Source organism: Gallaecimonas mangrovi, from assembly GCF_003367375.1.
GTDB classification, from domain to species: Bacteria; Pseudomonadota; Gammaproteobacteria; order Enterobacterales; family Gallaecimonadaceae; genus Gallaecimonas; species Gallaecimonas mangrovi.
This window is the reverse complement of the sequence record NZ_CP031416.1, coordinates 186,790-208,675: the sequence shown is the minus strand read 5'-3', so window position 1 is coordinate 208,675 and position 21,886 is coordinate 186,790. Positions and strand designations below refer to the sequence as shown.

General features: G+C 55.8%; 17 protein-coding genes and 1 pseudogene. 8 read left to right on the top strand and 10 right to left on the bottom strand.

The features are described 5' to 3' along the window. Position 1 precedes the first annotated feature (1 nt). Both DW350_RS00985 and DW350_RS00980 read left to right on the top strand, forming a co-directional pair. Positions 2-712, top strand: coding sequence for a phytase (locus DW350_RS00985; RefSeq protein ID WP_115717071.1), 711 nt, complete (start codon positions 2-4; stop codon positions 710-712). 134 nt (positions 713-846) lie between these two features. Then, entirely contained in the window at positions 847-1,746 is a 900-nt protein-coding gene (locus tag DW350_RS00980; RefSeq protein WP_264296830.1) for a phytase, read from the top strand. A gap of 131 nt (positions 1,747-1,877) precedes the next feature. Here DW350_RS00980 and DW350_RS00975 read toward each other — a convergent pair whose 3' ends face one another. Then, positions 1,878-2,762 carry a LysR family transcriptional regulator gene (locus tag DW350_RS00975; protein ID WP_115717069.1) on the bottom strand — a complete coding sequence of 295 codons (885 nt, stop codon included), beginning with the start codon at positions 2,760-2,762 and terminating at the stop codon, positions 1,878-1,880. 111 nt (positions 2,763-2,873) lie between these two features. Here DW350_RS00975 and DW350_RS00970 point away from each other — a divergent pair, with 111 nt between their 5' ends. Next, positions 2,874-3,512: an NAD(P)-dependent oxidoreductase gene (locus tag DW350_RS00970; RefSeq protein ID WP_115717068.1), complete on the top strand. Its 639-nt coding sequence runs from the start codon at positions 2,874-2,876 to the stop codon at positions 3,510-3,512. 43 nt (positions 3,513-3,555) lie between these two features. Here the strand turns inward: DW350_RS00970 and katG are convergent. The 7 genes and pseudogenes from katG to greB all read right to left on the bottom strand — a co-directional run bounded on the left by katG (position 3,556) and on the right by greB (position 11,710). After that, positions 3,556-5,720: pseudogene (katG, locus tag DW350_RS00965) on the bottom strand (catalase/peroxidase HPI). A 211-nt stretch (positions 5,721-5,931) separates the two neighbouring features. After that, positions 5,932-6,945, bottom strand: a complete 1,014-nt coding sequence (locus DW350_RS00960; protein WP_115717067.1) for an ArsA family ATPase — start codon at positions 6,943-6,945, stop codon at positions 5,932-5,934. Continuing rightward, positions 6,945-7,223, bottom strand: a complete 279-nt coding sequence (locus DW350_RS00955; protein WP_192954768.1) for a cory-CC-star protein — start codon at positions 7,221-7,223, stop codon at positions 6,945-6,947. Before DW350_RS00955 ends, DW350_RS00960 begins: the two co-directional genes overlap by 1 nt. 82 nt (positions 7,224-7,305) lie before the next feature. Next, positions 7,306-8,979 (bottom strand): carbon starvation CstA family protein, encoded by a 1,674-nt coding sequence (locus tag DW350_RS00950; RefSeq protein ID WP_115717066.1) that lies wholly within the window; start codon positions 8,977-8,979, stop codon positions 7,306-7,308. A gap of 112 nt (positions 8,980-9,091) precedes the next feature. Beyond that, complete coding sequence (gene envZ, locus DW350_RS00945; protein ID WP_115717065.1) at positions 9,092-10,429, bottom strand: two-component system sensor histidine kinase EnvZ; 1,338 nt, start codon at positions 10,427-10,429, stop codon at positions 9,092-9,094. Further along, positions 10,426-11,151, bottom strand: coding sequence for an osmolarity response regulator transcription factor OmpR (gene ompR, locus DW350_RS00940; RefSeq protein WP_115720525.1), 726 nt, complete (start codon positions 11,149-11,151; stop codon positions 10,426-10,428). The genes envZ and ompR overlap by 4 nt, the downstream gene beginning before the upstream one ends. A gap of 73 nt (positions 11,152-11,224) precedes the next feature. Then, positions 11,225-11,710, bottom strand: coding sequence for a transcription elongation factor GreB (gene greB, locus DW350_RS00935; RefSeq protein ID WP_115717064.1), 486 nt, complete (start codon positions 11,708-11,710; stop codon positions 11,225-11,227). A 179-nt stretch (positions 11,711-11,889) separates the two neighbouring features. On the opposite strand from greB, the gene DW350_RS00930 reads away from it, so the two are divergent. Beyond that, the gene (locus DW350_RS00930; protein ID WP_192954767.1) at positions 11,890-14,205 is read left to right on the top strand and encodes a Tex family protein; all 2,316 of its coding nucleotides are present in this window, start codon (positions 11,890-11,892) and stop codon (positions 14,203-14,205) included. Between the two features lie 120 nt (positions 14,206-14,325). On the opposite strand, the gene DW350_RS00925 is transcribed toward DW350_RS00930, so the two are convergent. Further along, complete coding sequence (locus tag DW350_RS00925) at positions 14,326-14,532, bottom strand: flagellar biosynthesis protein FlgE (protein ID WP_115717062.1); 207 nt, start codon at positions 14,530-14,532, stop codon at positions 14,326-14,328. 75 nt (positions 14,533-14,607) lie between these two features. Further along, positions 14,608-15,357: a pimeloyl-ACP methyl ester esterase BioH gene (bioH, locus tag DW350_RS00920; RefSeq protein ID WP_115717061.1), complete on the bottom strand. Its 750-nt coding sequence runs from the start codon at positions 15,355-15,357 to the stop codon at positions 14,608-14,610. A 1-nt stretch (position 15,358) separates the two neighbouring features. Here bioH and DW350_RS00915 point away from each other — a divergent pair, with 1 nt between their 5' ends. From DW350_RS00915 to DW350_RS00900, 4 genes are all read left to right on the top strand, one after another. Further along, on the top strand, positions 15,359-16,042 hold the full coding sequence (locus DW350_RS00915) for a ComF family protein (protein WP_115717060.1): 684 nt from the start codon (positions 15,359-15,361) through the stop codon (positions 16,040-16,042). Between the two features lie 66 nt (positions 16,043-16,108). Then, positions 16,109-17,482, top strand: a complete 1,374-nt coding sequence (locus DW350_RS00910) for an efflux transporter outer membrane subunit (RefSeq protein ID WP_115717059.1) — start codon at positions 16,109-16,111, stop codon at positions 17,480-17,482. Then, on the top strand, positions 17,479-18,627 hold the full coding sequence (locus DW350_RS00905; protein ID WP_115717058.1) for an efflux RND transporter periplasmic adaptor subunit: 1,149 nt from the start codon (positions 17,479-17,481) through the stop codon (positions 18,625-18,627). The genes DW350_RS00910 and DW350_RS00905 overlap by 4 nt, the downstream gene beginning before the upstream one ends. Then, complete coding sequence (locus DW350_RS00900) at positions 18,624-21,788, top strand: efflux RND transporter permease subunit (protein WP_115717057.1); 3,165 nt, start codon at positions 18,624-18,626, stop codon at positions 21,786-21,788. The genes DW350_RS00905 and DW350_RS00900 overlap by 4 nt, the downstream gene beginning before the upstream one ends. Positions 21,789-21,886 lie beyond the last annotated feature (98 nt).

The window sequence follows — 21,886 nt, the reverse complement described above, 5'->3', positions numbered from 1 at the left end:
CATGAAAGCACTATTGACTCTGACCCTGCTGGCGCAAAGCGCGCTGGCCACCACCTTGCCCTTTGCCGGTAAAACCCTGACCGTGTCTGACCACGCCGTTAGCCTGGGTAAGCAAACCCTGGCAAGCGGTGCCACCGAGCGGCTGGTCTTTAGCCAAGACGGCAATCTGATGCTGCGGGTAGGTAAGGCCGACGAGACTCTCAGCATTTGGCAAGGCGCTAACAAACGGTTTTCAGCGCCGGTAACAGACCGCGTCGTCGAAGCGCTATGCAGCTACCAAAGCGTGCAAGACGGTAACCTTTACGTCTTTGTGCTTGATGACCGCGGCAGCGGTGAAGAGTGGTTGGTAAAAACCCAGTACTGGCTCAAAAAGCCCTTGAAATTGCGCGAGCTTAACATTCCTTATAAAAGCACCGCCTGCGCTACCGACAGTGCCTCAGGCCAGCTTTTTATCAGCGAAAATGACAAGGGCATTTGGCGCTACAGCGCCGAACTTGAGGCTGAACCCACACGGGAGCTTATCGACGTTGCCGCCCCCTTTGGCAAACTTGTGGGGCAAACCCAGGCCTTAGCAGTAACCCCCAAGGGGCTGTTAGTACGCCTTGGCGAGCAAAGCCTTGACCTTTACCCTAACGCGACGGCCAAAAGCGCCCACAAAGCGGCGTTAAGCGCCAAAAGCTCATTGCTCACAGCGGTAAACTCCTGGCCGTAAGCAACAATAGCGCTTACTTCAATAGCAGCCACCAGCCACTCCCCGCACTAAACGTAAACCACTATCAAGCCCCGATAGTCAAGCAGGTAACAGCCCTTGCCCAAACCGCGCCGGCCAACCGGGTGGGCGATGCGATGGACGACCCAGCCATTTGGGTTAACAGCCACAATAAGGCACAAAGCCGGGTGCTGGGTACCGACAAAAGAGGGGCTCTGGAGGTGTATGACCTGCAAGGCAAACGCCTGCAGCGCCTCGCGGTTGGCCGGGTGAATAACGTCGATGTACGCAAAGGTTTTGTGGTTAACGGCAACACCGTCGACATTGCCACCGCCAGCCAGCGCGACCGCAACAGCATCCTGGTGTTTGCCATTAACCCTACAACGGGCCACACCTCGGTGCTGGGGGAAATTCCCACCCCTATCAAAGACATTTATGGCCTTTGTATGTATCAGCCCAAGGGGCAGATGCAGGTTTTTGTGAACAACAAAGCCGGCCGGGTGCTGCAGTACCGTTTGGCTGAACGCCACGGCAAAATCAGTGGCCAATTGCTGCGCGACTTTAGCGTGCCCACCCAGCCAGAGGGCTGCGTTGCCGATGACCAGCGCGGCACCTTTTTCCTGGGTGAAGAAGATGTTGGCATTTGGGCGTTCGATGCCAACCCCGCTAAGGCCGCCAAGGGCAGACTGATCGCCCATGTCGGTGATAAACTGCACGCCGATGTGGAAGGCTTAGGCTTGTGGCAAGGTAAAAAGCCGCTGCTGATTGCCTCCAGCCAGGGCAACGACAGCTACGTTGTTTACAGCGCCCTGCCACCTTACGCCTACCAGGGGCGGTTTCGGGTTGGCCTTAATAGCCAGGCTGGCATTGATGGCACCAGCGAAACCGACGGCATTGATGTCACGGCCATGGCCCTGAGCGCCGATTACCCCCAAGGCCTACTGGCAATACAGGACGGCCGCAAACGACTTCCAGAACAAGGCCAAAACTTCAAGCTCGTCTCCTTTGCAGAGGTGCTGAAGCTATTAAAACAATAAGCGTTATTTTCTTACCCCTTGGGCAGGCCTTTGGCCTGCCTTTTTTATTGGTGGCGTAGGCATCAAGACAAGGCCATGTCTTTGTTGCCACCAAGGATAAACAGCGGCTTTTAGATAACTGGCGAGCCCAGCTAGAGGGCAAGCCAGTCCCGGTAGAAATCCACAAAGGCGCGAACCCGGGCGGGAATAAAGTTACCGGGCGGAAAGACAGCATAGATACCGCCTTTCGGTAGCGTCCATTGCGACAATAAGGGAATGAGTTGTGCGTCCAGTGGCTGACCAAAGTGGCCAATCACCGAGATACCGGCACCGGCCTTAATCAGGCTGGTTAGCGCCGAGGTGTTGTCGACCTTGAGGCGGCTGTGCAGTTGCACTTGCTGGGTCTCGCCCTGGCGGCTGAAGGTCCAGGTTAACGCGCTGGGCAGCGGCGTAAACTCAAGCCAGCGGTGCTGGGCAAGCTCTCTTGGGTGTGATGGGGCACCATAGCTATCTAGGTAGCTTTGGGACGCCACTAATAACTGCTCGAAACTACCCAGTTTTTGGGCGCGAAGGCTAGAGTCCTTCAGCCAGCCCATACGAATAGCCACATCGATGCCTTCGCGCACCAGATCCGCCGTTTTATCACCACTGCGAAGCTCAATGCTGAGCTTGGGATGGCGTTCACCAAAGGCCGCCGCGGCCTTGGCCAAATGAAGACTCATGTGATCAACCGGCGCGGTGATCCTTAAGGTGCCGCTGAGTGTCCTGGCGCTACTGCCCACGTCCTGCAGCCTTTCCCCTAATGTTGCCAATAATGGCTTACTGTCGAGATACAGTTGTTGGCCGGCATCGGTCAGGGTGATTTGGCGGGTGGTTCGGGTAAAAAGAGCGGCGCCCAGCCGCTGCTCTAGCGCACGAATGCTCAAGCTTATTTTGGTTTTGGTACAACCCAACCGCTCGGCAGCCGCGGTAAAAGATCCGGCTTCTACCACGGCAATAAAGAGCGGCAAATGGTTGAGATCGAGTTCGCTGGCCACAGCCTCACCGTTATTATTTTGATAACAATGAATTATTAATTACGGCGTTTTTCAAATCAATAACTGAGCGCAAAATCCCCGGCATCTGCTACAGGAAACGAGGAAAACCCCATGAAAATTGCCCTTATCGGTGCCAGCGGCTTTATTGGTTCGGCCTTACGTGCAGAAGCCTTAAGCCGAGGCCACAGTGTTACAGCCCTGGTCAGTCGCCCAGAACGCCTGGACACAGAGCCGGGTCTTTATATCGTCAAAGTTGATGTGCAAGACACCAAGGCCCTGACCGAACAGCTACGGGATTTTGATGCGGTCTTGAGCGCCTTTTCCGGCCATGCCCAGCAAGACGTACAGGGCTACTTTGCCAAAGGTTTTGACAGCATACTCACCGCCGCCAAAGACGCCGCAGCCAAACGCCTATTGGTGGTGGGAGGTGCGGGTTCTTTGGAAGTGGCACCGGGTCAGTTGCTGATTGACACACCCAGCTTCCCGGCTGAATACAAAGCCACCGCCGAAGGTGCTCGCTACGCTCTTAACCAACTTCGTGCCCAGTCAGCGGTAACCTGGACCATGCTGTCACCCGCCGCGATAATAGCCCCCGGTGAGCGCAGCGGCCAATATCGCCTGGGCAGTGACCAGTTGCTACTGGACGCCGAGGGTAACAGCCAAATCTCGGTGCAAGATTTTGCCAAGGCAATGATTGACGAGCTGGAAAGCCCAGCCCATCTCAATCGCCGCTTTACCTTGGCCTATTAAAGAAAAGCCGCCGCAAAGGCGGCGGCTTTTTGTTGCAGGTCTATTAAAGCAGGTCAAAACGGTCGGCGTTCATCACCTTGGCCCACGCGGCGACGAAGTCTTTGACGAACTTCTCTTGGTTGTCGTCCTGGGCGTATACCTCGGCATAGGCGCGCAGTATCGAGTTAGACCCAAACACCAAGTCAACGCGGCTGGCACTGTATTTGGTTGCACCGCTGGCGCGATCGACAATGTGGTACAGGTTTTTACCTTTCGGCTCCCACTTGTAGTTCATGTCGGTCAGGGTAACGAAGAAGTCGTTACTCAATACTCCGGGGCGGTCGGTAAAGACACCCAGCGCACTGCCACCATGGTTGGTGCCCAGCACCCGCATACCGCCTAGAAGTACGGTCATTTGCGGCGCACTTAGCCCCATTAGCTGGGCACGGTCTAACAGCATTTCTTCCGGGCTGACCGCGTAGTCAGACTTAACCCAGTTACGAAAGCCGTCATGCACCGGCTCAAGAACCTCAAAGCCGTCTACGTCAGTTTGCGCCTGGCTGGCATCGCCACGGCCAGGGGCAAAGGGCACCGTAATATCAACGCCCGCTGCTTTGGCGGCCTTTTCTACCCCTAGATTACCGGCCAGCACTATAACGTCGGCCAGGCTGGCGCCGGTTTCAGCGGCAATGGGAGCCAGTGCTGCCAAGACTTTTTGCAGGCGATCCGGCTCGTTGCCCGCCCAGTCTTTTTGCGGTGCCAGGCGAATACGTGCACCATTGGCACCACCGCGCATGTCGGACTGACGGAAGGTCCGGGCGCTGTCCCAACCGGTACTAACCAGTTCGGCCACACTGAGCTTAGTCGCGGCAATTTTGGCTTTAACCGCCGCAACGTCGTAATGGCTGTTACCGGCAGGAATGGGGTCTTGCCAGAGCAAGTCTTCACTGGGCACATCAGGCCCAAACCAACGGGATTTTGGCCCCATATCGCGGTGGGTCAGTTTGAACCAGGCCCGCGCAAAGGTATCGGCGAAATAGTCAGGGTCGGCCATAAACTTTTTGCAGATGGCGTTGTAGGTTGGGTCCACCTTCATCGCCATATCGGCATCGGTCATGATTGGCATGCACTTGATGGCGGGGTCTTCCACATCGGCAGGCATGTGCTCGGGTTTGATATCAACCGGCTGGTACTGCCAGGCACCGGCAGGGGATTTGTGCAGTTGCCAGTCGTAACCGAACAGCAGCTCAAAATAGCCCATGTCCCACTGGGTTGGGTGGGTGGTCCAGGCACCTTCAATGCCCGACACCACGGTGTCGCGGCCAATGCTGCGCCCTTTGGTGTTAAACCAGCCCAGGCCCTGATATTCAGGGTCTGCCGCTTCCGGCTCGGGGCTTAGGTTGGCCGCATCGCCATTACCATGGCATTTACCAATGGTGTGGCCGCCCGCCGCCAGCGCTGCGGTTTCTTCGTCGTCCATGCCCATACGGGCAAAGGTTTCACGAATTTGCTCGCCGGTAGCGGCGGGTCGGGTTTGCCGTTAACTCCTTCCGGGTTGACGTAAATAAGCCCCATTTGCACCGCTGCCAGCGGATTTTCCAGGGTATCGGGTTTGGCAACGTCGCCATAACGGCCATCGGACGGTGCTAACCACTCTTTTTCGTCCCCCCAGTAGGTGTCTTTTTCCGGATGCCAAATGTCTTCGCGGCCAAAGGCGAAGCCGTAGGTTTTTAAACCGGCGACTTCATAGGCCATAGTGCCGGCCAGGGCGATAAGGTCGGCCCAAGAGATTTTGTTGCCGTATTTCTTTTTAATGGGCCACAGCAAGCGGCGGCCCTTGTCAGTGTTAACGTTATCCGGCCAGCTATTAAGGGGCGCAAAACGCTGGTTACCGGTGTTATTGCCGCCCCGGCCATCGCTTGAACGGTAAGAACCGGCGGCATGCCAGGTCACCCGCGCCATCATGCCCACATAACTGCCCCAGTCAGCCGGCCACCAGGCCTGGCTGTCGGTCATGAGGGTTCGTAAGTCGGCCTTAAGTGCCGCCACATCGAGTTTCTTGAGTTGTTCGCGATAGTTGAAATCTTGACCGAGAGGATTGGTCTTGGTGTCGTGCTGATGAAGGATGTCCAGGTTAAGGGCGTTTGGCCACCAACTCATCACACTGGTGCCGGTGACGGTGCTGCCGCCGTGCATAACCGGGCACTTACCTTTGCTGCTCTGGCTCATCGTTTTTTCCTTCTAGCAATGTCTTTTGTGTCTAGTAGTTAGCCACACCTGAAGGCAGGTAAACACCCTTACCTTCGTTAAACTTAGTTAAAAAATAGCAGCCCGGAATCAATTACTAAAACGATGATTGGCTATGAACACTATAGGTTTTTCCTATTAAACCTACCCAATGCCAGGCCCACAGTAATGAAAAGCCGCCTTGATGGCGGCTTTAGCGAGCATGCAATAAGGTGCGGGCAAAAACTGCGAGCTTATCTAGCCCTTGAATGTCATCTTCATATAGCGGTACCGCTACCCTTGGTACTTGCCTGAGCCTGCTGTCGATATCGGCCAGGTGCCGCTGCTGACGTTCAAAGCGCGCCGCCCAAAAGCTATTACCGGTGGCAGCCGGTAATACCCGGTTCACCACCGCCCCTGCCACCGGAATTTTCGACGCTAGCAAGGCGGCAACGGCACGTTCAGTTTCCAGTATCGGTAGCTTTTCCGGCGTGAGAACAAACAGAAAGGCGGTTTTAGCCGCGTCAGCTAACAAATGGCGGGTACGGTGAAACAACCGCTGGCGTTTAAGTAGGGTCTCGGCCAGCTGCTTACCTTTGTCGTCCAGGCCTTCCAACGCGTTCTGACTGGGGTCGCCCATGGGATTATTCACGCTACGCCCCGGCGTTAGGTGCGCCAAAACCTCCCCCAGTTTTTCCGAACGCTTGTTGTGCTTTAAAAGGCCATCGGTCCAAGCCGCCATCACCTCAGGCAAACTTAACAGCCTTAGGGTGTGGCCGGTTGGCGCGGTATCGAAAACCAGCAAGTCGTATTGCTCAAGGCCCTCTTCCATCAGCCTTGCCATCCGTTCCAAAAGCGCCGCTTCCTGGGCGCCGGGGGATTGGCTGGAAAGCCGTAACTGGCGGGTTAGCTCGCTTACCTGATCTGGCCCCACATAACGGCGCATCTGCCCTAATACCCGCTCGAGATAGGCATCCACTTCCGCGTCTGGGTCCAGCTCTAGCACCGTTAAGTTAGCGGCCAGCATCTTTTCTTTACCGCCTATGGCCGTATCAAAAGCATCAGACAAGCTGTGGGCCGGATCGGTAGACACCAGCAACACCTTGCGGCCAGCATTGGCAGCGGCCACCGCCAGCGCAGCCGACACCGTGGTTTTGCCCACACCGCCCTTGCCGCCCACCAGCAACAGCCGCTTTTCACAAATGAGTTGTTCAAGACTCAGCGCCATTAGCAGCACCGGAAGTTATCTAAAGGCGAGTGTTCCATGCCCATGCGCTGGTGCCATTGATGGAAGCGGTCTAACAACAGTGGCTGTAATTCCAGGCAATACCAGGAAGCCGGATTGGGCACGCCCATCATTTCGGAGAACACCAACAGCATGAACATGTCATCTTCTTCCCGTTTGGCGCGGGCAATGGCGGCCCGGTAAGGGGCGTTGTAATACTGGGCACCCAGCTCACCGGCCTTTTGGTACCAGAATTTGAATTTTGACAGGGTTTCTTTCATGAAGGCTGTGCTCCTTTAGGTGCAACATGTCACAGCCGCCAACAGGGGCCAGCCGATTGCAGGCTAGCCCCTTGGCAGTGGGTTATTCGGCCTCTGCCGCTTTGCGTTTTTCCGCTTTAAGGGCAGCGGCGCATTCCAAGGTCACCAAAATGGCGGCCACCAGCACCACAACATCGAGGCCCAGCAAGAACCATTTTTGCTGGTCGTAGAAGCCTTTTAGTTGCAACAACAAGGCCGCCAGGGTCATCACCAACAGGAACACCAAAGGTGCCAGGGTGTAAATGGTGGGCGACTTACGGCGCACCAGCATCACGGTGATAACCAGCAAGGTCAGGCCCGCCAGCAGCTGGTTGGTGGTGCCAAATAGCGGCCAAATCAGCAGGCCACCGGAACCGTCGGCGCCGCCGGCCCCAAAGGCCAACACCAAGCAACTGCCAACCGCCAACAAGGTGGCAGGCAAGGCTTTACCCATCCACTTGATGTTATAAATCTCACCCCATTCTTGGAAAATGTAACGTTGCAGGCGCAGGCCGGTGTCCATGGTGGTGCCAGCAAAAAGCGCTGCCATCACCGTTAGCATGGTCGAGGCTACGGCCGCATCAATACCGGTACCGGCATGTAAAATTGCCGCGCCACCGTCAACAAAGGCCAAGACGCCACCTTTACCAAAGGCGCTGTAAACGGCCTGCCAGTCGGCAAGTGAGGCAAAACCGGCGGTGGCCGCAATAATGGCTGCCAGGGCCAAGGCCCCTTCACCCACAGCGCCAAAGTAACCCACAAAACGCGCATCGGTTTCTTTGTTGAGCTGCTTGGAGGTTGTGCCCGAGGCCACCAAGCCATGGAAGCCCGAGATGGCGCCACAGGCAATGGTGACAAACAGCAGCGGCACCATCGACGGTGTGTTAGCTGGCACGTTCATGTTGATCATCGGTGCCACCACACTGGGGTTGGCAATCAGCACCGCGGCGTAGAGCAAAATCAGCCCCACAAAAAGCTGTAGGCCGTTGATGTAGTCGCGAGGTTGCAGCAACATCCACACCGGCAGCAGGGAAGCAATAGCGGCATAAAGGAACAGCAGTAAGATCCAGCTGGCCGAGGCCGACAACCCCAAGGTGCTTGCAGGCAAGGTAATGGGCATTGAGGGGCCAACGTAAATCAGCGCATAAAGTACGATAATGCCAATCAGCGATACCCAGCCAAGGCTGAATTTAAAGCGGTAAATCAGCTGGCCAATCACCAGCGCCACCGCCACCGCGCCCCACACCGGCACCACGGCGCCGGGGTTATTGATAAGCAGCTTGGCTATCACCACCCCAAACACGGCGTTGACCATCAACAGCACCAGGAAGATGACAATCATAAATACCGCGCGGGCCCGTTTACCCACCACTTCCCCGGTCAGTGCCCCGACCGATTTCGCACGGTTACGAATACTGGCCCAGATGGCGCCAAAGTCATGAACCCCGGCAAAGAAGATGGTGCCAACCGTGACCCACAAAAACGCGGGCAACCAGCCCCAAATAACAGCGATGGCCGGGCCAACAATAGGCGCGGCCCCCGCCACCGAGGTAAAGTGGTGGCCCCAGAGCACAAATTTATTGGTGGGAACAAAATCAACACCGTCTTCCATTTCATGGGCGGGTGTTTTGAAGTTCTCGTCGAGTTTGTAGATGTGGTTGGCAATGAAACGAGAATAAAAGAAATAGCCGAGGGCCATTCCCCCTAACCCCAATACCAGCAATACGATAGCACTCATATGCGGCCCTTATTTTTGGTTTGCTGCTTTTTAAATAATCGTTATCTAGTTGTAGCAACCATTGCGGCAAAACCCACCAAGGGCAATACGACTTTTCGCTAATGAAGGGCGCTTAGGCTTCGTCAACCGGGCTAAGAGAGGTGAGTGGCAGGCGAATTTCTACCGACAAGCCCCCAAGAGTCGCCGCCTGGCCTAAGGTGATTTTGCCGTGATAGGAGTCGACAATTTTTTTGATGATGGCAAGGCCAAGACCAGAGCCGTGGGTGCTGCGGGCCTTGTCGCCCCGTTCAAACGGCAAGAACAAACGCTCACGCTCGTTTTCGGGAATACCGGGGCCGTTATCGCCGACTTTCAGCACCAGCCAATGGCGGTCAACCGACAGGCGCGCTTCCACCTGCGCCTGGCCGCGGCCGTAGCGTTCGGCATTTTCCAAAAGGTTATAAATAAGCCGTTTTATCGACAGCGGCCTGACCCAAAGTTCGGGTAATTTGGCCAATTGCAGGCTAGCTTCTAAGGGCCGGTCGGCAAAGGCGCTAACCGCATCTTCAATCAAGGTCGCCACGTCGCACGGCTCGGGGCTGTCTTCACGGTCTTGGCGCACATAAGCAATGAACTGGTCGATAATGGCGTTCATGTCTTCAATGTCGTCGTTAATACCGTCTTTTAGGTAGTTTTCAGAGCTTTCCATCATTTCGGTGGCCAGGCGAATGCGCGTCAGCGGTGTGCGTAAATCGTGGGAAATACCGGCCATCAATAGCGCCCTGTCGTCCTCCAGCTGCGCTACCCCTTTGGCCATTTGGTTAAAGGCGCGGGTCACCGCTTCTACCTCGGTTGAACCGACATCTTCTGGCAAACGGTCGGGGCGTTCCCCGCGGCCAACCCGGTGCGCCGCTACTTCCAATTTTTTCAGCGGCCGGTTCAAACGCCGCGCAAACAGCCAGCCTCCCAGCACCGACAGCACGCCGATAAGCGCCAAATACAGCGGCAGCGGCGAGAACTGAAAGCCTTGAAAACCGGTAAGCGGGACTTTGAGCCAATAGTGCGGCGCCATTGGCGGGCGTACCCAAATATCAAAACTGGCGCCTTCGCTGATGCGCACCTCGGTGGTGCCACCCAGTTCTTCACCGAGCTCGTTCGACAAGTAGCTGTAATAGGTCGCCTGATTAACACCTGCCGCCGCCGCCGCTTGCTGGCTATACATTTCAATGCCGGTGGCTTTGAAAAAGCGCTCCCGCAGCTCGTCGGGCACTTCAATGCGTTTGCGACCGTGAAGGGGTTCATCCAGGAACACTGTTTTGACCTGCTTGGCCAGCAGGTCGTTGATTTGGTCGTAGCTGGGTTTGATGACGTACATCACCACGATGGTGTAGCTAACCAATTGGTTAATCAGCAATAACCCGGCCAGCAGCATCACGGTTTGGCCAAAGGCCGATTTGGGCAATAGCCTCATTGCCGTGGGCGACCATCGGGTACAAAGACATAACCCAGGCCCCACACGGTTTGAATGTAACGGGGGTGAGCCGGGTCTTGCTCTATCATGCGGCGCAGCCTGGATACCTGCACATCAATGCTGCGCTCCAGCGCCGAATAATCGCGGCCACGGGCCAAGTTCATCAATTTGTCGCGGGATAACGGCTCGCGCGGGTGGTTAACCAAGGCCTTGAGCACGGCAAACTCACCCGAGGTCAGCGGCATATGCTGGTCACCACGGAACATTTCACGGGTACCGAGGTTGAGGCGAAAGTCACCAAAGCTCACTTCCTGCTCTTCGTTGGCCGGTGCTCCTGGCGCCTCTAAGGTGCGGCGGCGCAGCACCGCCCGAATACGGGCCAGTAGTTCCCGGGGGTTAAAGGGTTTGGCCAGGTAGTCGTCGGCGCCCAGCTCCAGGCCAACGATGCGGTCGACCTCGTCGCCCTTGGCGGTGAGCATGATGATGGGGATATTCATATCCCTTGAACGCAGCCGTTTACAAATGGCCAGGCCATCTTCACCGGGCAGCATTAAATCAAGCACCATCAGGTGGAAGTTTTCCCGCTCCAGCAAACGGTCCATTTGCTCGGCATTGGCTACCGCGCGAACCTGGAATTCCTGTTCCATCAGGTAGCGCTCCAACAGCGCCCGTAAGCGCATGTCATCGTCCACTACCAGGATCTTGGTGCTTTCCTGCGTCATTATTTTATCCACCCAAGGTAACCATCGGCTTTTACTATAAAAAGTTGCCGGCTCAGAAGCCTCATTGCCTTTGTTACAATTCATTTCCCGCGTTGTAATCAATGGTTGTTACAAACCAAATCTTGCGGCCCTCTGGTGTGGCAACCACCACTTCGTCGTCTACTTCTTTTTTTAACAAGGCGCGGGCCATGGGTGCATCAATGGAAATGTAATCTTTGCGGCCATAAATCTCGTCGGGGCCAACAATACGAAAACGCCGGGTATCACCGGCTTCGTTTTCAACTTCTACCCAGGCACCAAAGAACACCTTACCGTCTTGCTGGGGGGAATAATCCACCACTTTGAGAATTTCCAAGCGCTTTCGCAAAAAGCGTACCCGCCGGTCAATTTCTCGCAGCCGCTTTTTGTTGTATTGGTAATCCGCATTTTCACTGCGGTCACCAAGACTGGCCGCCCAAGCCACTTTTTTTGTCACGTCCGGGCGCTCAGTGCGCCATAAATAATCCAGCTCTTGTTTCAGGGCGTTATAACCCTCGCGGGTAATAAGGTCAGTTCGCATCGGTCAATCATTCTGTTAACAACAGTCGAGTTTTATCGCCTTGGCGGCAGCTTAGCAAGGCCGACTTCAGGCATTTTCTGAATGGGCCGCCAGTCTTGATAAAAAGGCCATTCCCATTACCGGCCAGCATGGCACAATGCCCCTCACACGTGCGCGCACGAAAGAAATAAGTGGTAAGGATGATCAACAACAAAATTGCCGAAGAACTCGGCGTTCGTGAAGCCCAAGTCAGCGCCGCCGTTGCGCTGCTGGACGAAGGTTCCACCGTTCCCTTTATTGCCCGTTACCGCAAAGAAGTAACCGGCGGCCTGGACGACACCCAACTGCGTAACCTCGAATCCCGCTTAGGTTACCTGCGCGAGTTGGAAGAGCGCCGCCAGGCCATTATCAAAAGCATTGATGAGCAAGGTAAGCTCAGCGCTAGCCTTAAGGCTGAGCTGCTTGGCGCCGACACCAAAACGGTACTTGAAGAGCTCTACCTGCCCTACAAGCCCAAGCGCCGCACCAAGGGGCAAATTGCCATCGAGCAAGGCCTGGAGCCGCTGGCCGACGAACTGCTGGCTAACGCCAGCGCCGACCCGCAACTGTTGGCCGAGGGCTATGTCGGTGGTGATGTGGCCGACGTTAAAGCCGCCCTTGAAGGCGCCCGTTACATTTTGATGGAGCGCTTTGCCGAAGACGCCGCGCTGTTGGAAAAAATCCGCCACTATCTTTGGAGCAACGCCCAGCTCACCGCCAAGGTGATGGACGGCAAAGAGCTTGAGGGCGCCAAATTCAGCGATTATTTCAGCCACTCAGAACCGCTGGCCAAGGTGCCCTCGCACAGGGCGCTGGCCATGCTGCGTGGCCGCAACGAAGGCATTTTGGCGCTGGCCATTAATGCCGACCCCGGCCAGGAAGAGAGCGTTAAAACCTCTTATTGCGAGCTGATTATTGCCAAGCACTTAGGGCTTAACTTGGGTGACAGCCCCCGTGATAGCTGGCTTAAACAAGTGGTTAGCTGGACCTGGCGCATTAAGATTTTGATGTACATGGAAACCGAACTGATGGGCCGGGTGCGCGAAGCCGCCGAAGGTGAAGCCATTAAGGTCTTCGGCGACAACCTCAAAGATCTCTTGATGGCCGCTCCTGCCGGCCCGAAAGTGGTGATGGGTCTTGACCCTGGCATTCGCACCGGCTGTAAAGTGGCGCTGGTGGACGACACCGGCAAGGTGTTGGGCACAGCCACCATTTATCCTTTCGAGCCCAAGCGCCAGTATGCGCAGTCTATCGATGCGCTGGAGCAGCTTTGCCGCAAGTTCAAGGTGGACTTAATTGCCATCGGTAACGGCACCGCCAGCCGCGAGACCGACCGCATGGTGGCCGAGATGTTTAAAAAGGCTCCGGATCTGAAAGTTACCAAAGTGGTGGTCAGCGAAGCAGGTGCTTCGGTGTATTCCGCCTCGGAGCTGGCCGCCAACGAATTCCCGGATATGGACGTGTCCTTGCGCGGCGCTGTCAGTATCGCCCGCCGCCTGCAAGACCCGCTGGCAGAGCTGGTGAAAATTGACCCCAAATCCATTGGTGTGGGCCAGTACCAGCACGATGTAAACCAAAACCAGCTGGCTAAAGCCCTGGATGCGGTGGTGGAAGACTGCGTAAACGGTGTGGGGGTGGATTTGAATACCGCCTCGGCGCCGCTGTTAGCGCGGGTGTCCGGCTTAAACAGCACCTTGGCAAGTAATGTCGTGGGCTGGCGTAATGAAAACGGTGCATTTAAAAGCCGCAAACAGCTATTAAAAGTACCGCGTTTGGGGCCAAAAGCCTTTGAGCAATGCGCCGGTTTTTTGCGCATCATGAACGGCGATAACCCGCTGGATGCCTCCGGTGTGCACCCCGAAGCTTATCCGGTGGTGGAAAAAATCAAAGCCAATACCGGCAAGGTGGAAGCGGCACTGATTGGTAATTCGGATGTGCTTAGAAAGCTCAAGCCCGGCGACTTTGTCGACGAACAGTTTGGCCTGCCAACCGTCACCGACATCTTAAAAGAGTTGGACAAACCCGGCCGCGACCCGCGCCCCGAGTTTAAAACCGCCAGCTTTGCCGACGGCGTTGAAACCCTAAACGACCTTCGCCCCGGTATGGTGCTAGAAGGCGTGGTGACCAACGTCACCAACTTCGGTGCCTTTGTGGATATTGGTGTGCACCAGGACGGCCTGGTGCACATTAGCGCCATGAGCGAGCGCCGCATTAACGATCCGCGTGAAGTGGTCAAAGCCGGACTGGTGGTAAAAGTGAAGGTCATGGACGTTGATGTGCCCAGAAAGCGCATAGCCCTTTCCATGCGCCTAAGCGACGAGCCCGGCCAACAAGCTGGCAATACGCGAGCGAGCGGCAGCCGCCCTGAGCGCAGCAGCAATAACCGCAGCGCGGGCAGAGCGCAGGCACAAAGTGCAGGTGCCAGCAGCGGTAATTCGGCCATGGCCGATGCGCTAAAAGCGGCCCTGAAACGCTAACCAGCAAAGCCGCTCACCCGAGCGGCTTTTTTAGCACGGCCAAAAGCCAAACAAACAAAACCGTCAAACCCGGGCAATAAAAAAGCCGCCTGGGTGGCGGCTTTTCTGACACTGCCTGCTTTACGCAGTGGTATCAATCACGGTGCCGAGCATTTCATCGGCGGTTTTGATGACCTTGGCGGCAGCGCCGGACTCATTCTTGGCGACTTGCAGCTGTACCAGAGGCTCGGCGTTGACATCACCGTTAGCGATGCGCTGGGCAGCGTCATTGGCGCGGTTCTGGGCGGTATATTGCAGGTTCATACCGCTGTTCATCACTGAGTTCATAGCTTCAACTCCCCAAGTAGGTCCACGCAGTGTACGCTATTTGCCCACAAATGGCCAAATATTCAGCAACTGACGTTAAGCCTTTTCAAGGCCCTCGATGAAATGGCGAATGCTGGCCGCCGTTTGCTGCGGGTGGGAAATAAAAGGCGCATGAGAGCTATGGTCAACCACCAAGCTCTGGCTCTGTGGCGCCAGCTTATCCACCAAGGGCACTTGTTTGGCGGGCACCAAGGCATCAAGACGGCCATAAAGGCGTAAAAAGGGCAGCGTAATATTGGCCAGCTCGCCGCGCAGGTCGGTATCCGCCAGGATCTGTAAGCCGCCCGCCAGCGCATCAATGTTAGGTAATGGCCGCTCGGCTACCTGTTCGCGCAACAGTTTGATATCGGCTTTGGCGCTGGGTGCGCCCATGGCTTGGATAGCCAAAAAGCGGTCTATCACCTGCTGAATGTCGCCCTGCAAGGCACCGGCAAACTGCTTAAGCACCATCGGCTTAATACCAGGCCAGTTAGCGTCGGCCACAAAGGCCGGGCTAGAAGCAACGGTGACCAAACCACGGGGGCGGCCATAGCCTTTTAGCGCCGCTTGGGTCGCGACCAAACCGCCCAACGACCACCCCAGCCAAATGGCATCTTCCGGCACCCGTTCAGCAACAGCCTGGGCCAGACTGTCGATATGGTCATGGCCAGGTTCAGCGGCGGCATCGCCAAATCCGGGTAAATCGACCACGCTTAACGCTATGCCGTCAAGAAACGGCGTCAGGGAAGAAAAAACCGCACCGTTGACACCCCAACCGTGCAACATCACCAAGGAAGGTGTAGACATCATGACCTCCGATTTAGCGCAGATCCTAGCGCGCGCCGCCAAGAAGGCCAAGCCTCAACAGCATTGCTGGCTTTGTCTTGAAGCCAGTCACACACCGCTTTGCCACCATTGTATCGAGGATTTAGTCAGGCCCATTGGTCGCTGCAAGCAATGTGGCGAACCTGGGCCTGCGCTTTGCTCACACTGTCGGCAGCGGCCACCGCCCTTTGATGAGGTAGTAGCCGGTTTCGCCTATGAACCGCCCTTTAGCCATTTCATTCATCGCTTTAAGTACCAGCGGCAATGGTGGCTTGATAGCGCGCTTTGCCAGCCGCTGCTGGCAAAACTGCAACAGGTTGATAGGCCAGAGTGTTTATTACCGGTGCCCATGCATTGGTCACGGCGGTTATGGCGGGGCTTTAACCAAGCGGAGTTACTGGCGCGATATTTGGGAAAGGCCATGGCCATCAACACCGCGCCAGATCTGCTGCGCTGCACTCGCGCTCACCGCCATCAGCAAGGGCTAACCAAAAGCGCCCGCCAGCGTAACCTCAACCACGCCTACAGATTGACCGCAACGCCACCTTCACACGTGGCGATTGTTGATGACGTGATGACCACTGGCGCCACTGTTTCGGTATTGGCCAAGCTCTTGAAACAGTCTGGTTGTCACAGAGTGCAGATATGGTGCCTGGCACGTGCGTAAAATAGTTAACCTCGCATTAACCACCTGATTCCATTTATCATTGCCTATCATCACAACGAGAAAGTCATGAGACGCATAGCTATTGTCGTGGCGATGGCCCTTTTGGCAGGCTGCCAATCGACCGCGCCCAAGCCGCTATCAGATAAAGCGCGCAATGAACCAAGCGATGTCAGCAACTGGCAAGAACCGCAGTCGGTAAGGGCTCAGCAGGTGGTTAGCCTGGTGGCGCTGATTGATATGCCCGAGGTCGCGGCGCTGGTGAATCATGCCTTAGCCTTAAACCCTAATCTGCAACAAACCCGGCTGACCATGGATATCGCCCGGGCGCAAGTCGGTGTTAGCCGCGCTGACCAATTACCCACCGTTGACGCCGCTTTTTCCGGTCAGCGGGGTAAAAATGAGAACAAAAGTGTAACTAACAGTTACAGCAGCGAATTAAGCGTTAGCTGGGAGCTGGATCTGTGGCGAAAACTGGCAGACCAAACGGCTTCTGCTGCAGCCTCAGCCAGTGCCAGCACCTTGGATTATGTTGCCGCTCGCGACAGCCTGGCGGCCAGTGTGATTGATACTTACCTGGCGCAACTGGAACTCAAGCAACTACTGACCGTGCAGCAGCAGTTGGTTAAGGCGTATCAGAACAACGTGGATTTCATCCTCGATCGCTACCGCAGCGGCCTGGACAACCTCGACGCCCTGGCAACGGCCCGCACCAGCCTGTATTCGGCGCAGGCAACCTTGGCGCAATATCAGGAAAATATTGATATTAACCGCCGAGTGCTGCGCCAATATTTGGGCGATAACAGTGTGCTGACCGCAGTACAGGGCAGCCACTTCCCGGAGGTGTTGGTACCGCTGGCCAAGATGCCAAACCAAACCCTGGCGGGGCGACCTGACGTTGCCGCAGCGCTGATGTCACTAAGGGCTTCCGAACTTGATGAAGCATTGGCGCGCAAAGATTTACTGCCATCTATCAGTTTAAGTGCGGCGTTAAGCCAAACCGCCACTACGCCGTCAGAGGCGTTATTTACCAGCCCACTTTGGAGCCTGCTTGGGCAAATTACCGCCCCGCTCTATGAAGGTGGCAAGCTCAGGGCTAATTTGCAGGCCGCCAAATTGACCAGCCTAAAAGGCTTTGAGAACTACCGTTCCGTGCTGCAAAACGCCGTTAAAGAGGTGGAAGACGCCCTTGGCCAGGAACAATCCCTTGGCCGCCAGCAGCGCCACCTGCAAGACGCAGTAGAAAGCGGCAAACAAAGCCTGGATAACACGCAGGAGCGCTACCGCAGCGGCCTGTCCGATATTTTCGATTTAATTAGCGCCCAAACCACCTATTACAACCTGAAAGCGCAGCTTATCGAAACCCATTACCAACGACTGACTAACCGCGTAACCCTGGGCCTGGCACTGGGTTTACCCGCAAAAGCCGAGGATCGTTCATGAACAACCGCCGCCGTGCCCTGCTTGTGACAGCGGCCGCTGTATTGGTACTTCTGCTGGTTATCTTCTGGATAGGCCACGCCATGACACACCGCGCGCCACTGCCCAAACAAAAAGTGGAAGTGGTGTATCCGCGGGTAACCGTCAGCACGGTACAGCCCCACAGCTACACCGCACAGGTAAAAAGCTATGGCGAGGTGAAAGCGCACTTTAGCCTGACCTTAACCAGCGAAGTGGCGGGGACTATTGATAGCCTGGCCAGCGACTTTGAAACCGGCGCCATCGTTACCAAAGGTAGTGAACTGGCCAAAATCAACGATGTTAAATACCGCCAAGCCCTGGCCAGTGCCAAGGCCAGCGAGAGCAGCAGTTATGTCAGCCTGCTTGAAGAGCAGCGCGAAGGTAAGCAAGCGCTGGCCGAATGGCAACGCAGTGGCCTTTCCGGTAAGCCTGACTCGCCGCTGCTGTTAAGAAAGCCGCAGCTACAATCCGCCCAGGCAGCCTATGACAGCGCCAAGAATGATGTGGCTGAAGCCGAGCGTAACCTTGAGCTCACCCGCATCAAAGCGCCCTTTAAGGCGATAGTGGTAAGCCGCGATATCAGCCCCGGTAGTTACATCAGTGCCGGCGGCACCGTTGCCACCTTGTATAGCGCCGACCGGGTGGAAGTGAGCTTGCCGCTTTCAGGGGAACAATGGGCGCAGCTGCCCGACCCTTCGCAGCTTTTAGGTGCCCAGGTTAACCTTATCAACGCCGCCGGAGACGGCCAATGGCAAGGCTTGGTTAACCGTGTAGAGCGCAGCTACGGCAGCGCCCGCCAACGTAATTTAGTGGTGGCAGTGCAGGCGCCTTTTGAAAAAGCCCAGCCGCTGATGCCCGGCATTTTTGTTACCGGCTTGGTGCCCGGTAAACAGGTGGATGGCCTGTTAAAAGTGCCCGCCTCCGCCATCTCTAACAGTGGCGAAATTTGGTACGTCAAAGCCGGTAACCTGCTGGGTAAATTCCCGGCCGACGTAAAGTTTGCGATCGGTAGCGACATATACATTCGCCCGCCCTCAGCCCAAGACAGCTGGAAAATTCTTATTGCCCCGTTGGATAGCTATCTGCCGGATATGCACGTTAACCCCATGGAGGCCAGTGACCAATGAGTCAAACCTCTGGGGTAATTGCCTGGTTCACCCGTAACAGCGTCGCCGCCAACTTGCTGATGCTGCTGGTGATTTGTTTGGGTTTAGCGGCCTTTGGCAATTTACGAAAAGAAGCCTTCCCGCCTTTGCCACCGAGCAAGGTCACCGTTAGCGTCAGCTACCCTTCCGGTAGTGCCAAGCAGGCCGAAGAAGGCATTGCCATGAAAGTGGAAGATGCCTTGGAAGGGGTGTCTGGCATCAAGCGGGTTACTTCGAAATCCACCGGTTCCGGGGTAACGGTCACCATAGAAAAAACCTCAGACTACGACCTGGCCACACTGCTTACCGACGTTAAAACCAAGGTTGACGCCATTTCCAACTTTCCGGCCGATGCTGAAAAGCCTGTTATAGAAAAAGCCCAGCGTGAAGACCACGCCATTTGGCTAACCCTTTATGGCGATACCGACCAGCACACGCTGCAAAGCCTGGCCGAACGCATTAAGCGCAGCTTGCTTTCCAAAGCCGCCATTCACAAGGTGACCTTTGGCGGCAAAGCCGACCCAATGATGATCGTCGAAATCGACGAGTCAAAATTGCAGGCCTTTGGCATTTCCATCAGTGATGTGGAAAACGCCGTTAAAAACGAGTCGCAAACGCCGCTCACCGGCAGCTTGCGCTCCAGTAACCGTACATTGGTGTTAAAGGCGGTCGACAAGGCCCGTACCGTGGCCGACTTTGAAGCTATTCCGGTGGTGCAAACCGATTCTGGCACCCTGATCACCCTGGGCCAAATTGCCTCGATACGAGAAGGGGTGGAAGACGACCCGCAAATTTTGTCGCGTTTTAACGGTGCACCGGCGGTGGGCCTGGAGGTTATCCTCGATGGCACCTCAGACGTGGTTGATGCGGTAAACCAGGCCAAAACGGTGGCCCAGCAGTGGCGAGACAACGGCCAGCTACCCAAGAATGTGCATATCGAAACCTGGTACGACCGCTCTTCGCTGATCGTTGACCGCTTGAACCTGCTGCTGCAAAACGCCCTAACCGGTATGGCTTTGGTGTTTGTTTCCCTGGCACTGTTCCTTAACGTGCGGGTGGCGTTTTGGGTAGCGGCAGGGCTGCCGTTTATCTTCCTTGGCACCCTGTTTTTAATGGGGGCAGACTTTTTCAACCTCAGCCTCAACGAACTTACCACCTTCGGCTTTATCATGGCGCTGGGCATAGTGGTGGATGATGCGGTGGTGGTGGGCGAGTCGGTGTATGACGAACGTTCCCGCTACGGCGATACCCTGGCCAATACCATAAAAGGCACCATGAAGGTGGCCATTCCCACCGTGTTTGGCGTGGCCACCACGGTGGCGGCTTTTGTGCCGCTGTCGATGATTGCCGGTAACCTTGGCAAGATTTACTCGCAGTTCGCTATTGTGGTGGCCATCTGCCTGATTTTGTCGCTGATCGAATCAAAACTGATTCTGCCCGCGCACCTTGCCCATCTTGATACCCGTAAGCGCAAGCCAGGTAACCCCATCAGCTATGGTTGGTCGAGGCTGCAATACTGGGCCGACCGGGGGCTTTATGTGTTTACCCATCGGTATTATAAAAAGGCGCTGTTCTGGACCTTGCGCTTTCGCTACGCGGCGGTGGTGCTCTTTATCGCCATTTTTGTTGGGGTACTGTCGATGCCCTTTACTGGTGCCATGCGCATGGTGTTCTTCCCGGATATTCCCGGCGATACCATTCGCGCCAGTTTTTCCATGCAGAACGATGCCAGCTTTGGCATGACCCACCGCAACGCCATGCTGCTTGAAAAGCAGGCGTTGCAGGTGCAAAAAGAGCTACAAAAGCAGTATCACACCGACAAGCCAATCATCGCCGAGATAAGCACCGTCGCCAGCTCTGACACCGCCGGTGAAGTGATTGTCTTTCTGAATAAAGGTGCCGGTCTTCCGGACAATAAAACCTTTGAAAACCGCTGGCGCGCCCTTGGCGGCATGCCGGAAGGGGTGAAGAAGGTCAGCTATGCGTCTCGCTGGTCTGGCCCCGATGCGTTTCGGCTAGAGCTTCGCGACAGTGACCAAGCCGCCTTGGAGTCAGCCGGTGCCAGGGTCAAAGCCGCCCTTGAGAAGATTGAAGGGGTTAACGACATTGACGATAACCTCACCCCAGGCGAAGCGCAGCTCAAGTTTACCGTCACCCCCAGTGGCCGGGCCTTGGGTTTTACCGCCGGCGACCTGGCCGACCAATTACTGCAAGGCTTTACCGGCTCTATTGTGCAGCGCTTTCAGCGCAACAACGACGAGCTAAAAGTGCGTATCCGTTACCCCGAATATGCACGGCAAAGCCTGGCAGACCTGCAAAATGCCAAGCTTCGTACCAGCGACGGCACCGTGGTGCCCCTATCAGCGGTGGCCAGTTATCAGCAGGTTGAGGTGCTGGGCACCATTACCCGTATCGACAACATGCGCGCTGCCTATATTTCGTCGGGTATCGACAAATCCATTACCTCCGCCGGGCAAGTGATAGCCATGCTAAAAAGCCAGGTGATCCCCGATCTCAAACAGGACTACCCGGGGCTACAGTTGCACTTTGCCGGTGAAGCCGAAGAACAGGCCGAAACCCAGGGGTCGATGCAGCATTTGTTCTTGCTGACCTTGCTGGCCATTTATGCACTGCTGGCGATACCGCTGCGCTCTTATGTGCAGCCACTGGTGATTATGTGCGCCATTCCGTTTGGCATTGTCGGCGCCATTTTGGGGCACTGGGTTAATGGCCTTGCCATCAGCATGCTGTCGATAAACGGTATTTTGGCGTTAAGCGGGGTGGTGGTGAATGACAGCCTGATGCTGGTGTCGCGCTTTAACGACAACCGCCATTATTACAAGGGCGCTTACAAGTCGTTGGTGATGGCTTGTACCGGCCGGCTGCGAGCCATCTTTTTAACGTCCCTCACAACCGTTGCCGGGCTGCTGCCACTGCTGGGCGAAACCTCCAAACAGGCGCAGTTTTTAATTCCGGCAGCGGCCGCTCTGGCCTACGGTATCGCCTTTGCCACCGTCATTACCTTGCTACTGATCCCAAGCCTGCTGCTGATTGTTGAAGACATCAAAGCGCTGCTGGCCAAGTTCAAAGGTGAGGTAAAAACGGCGCTAGAGCCAGCGGCAGAGGGCCTGGATAAAAGATAAGCTAATTTCTTATTTTTTAACGATTAAAACTAAAAAGCCCCAGTGACAGAAGGGGCTTTTTTTGTTACAAAGTCACATATTATTCTATGACATTTGTA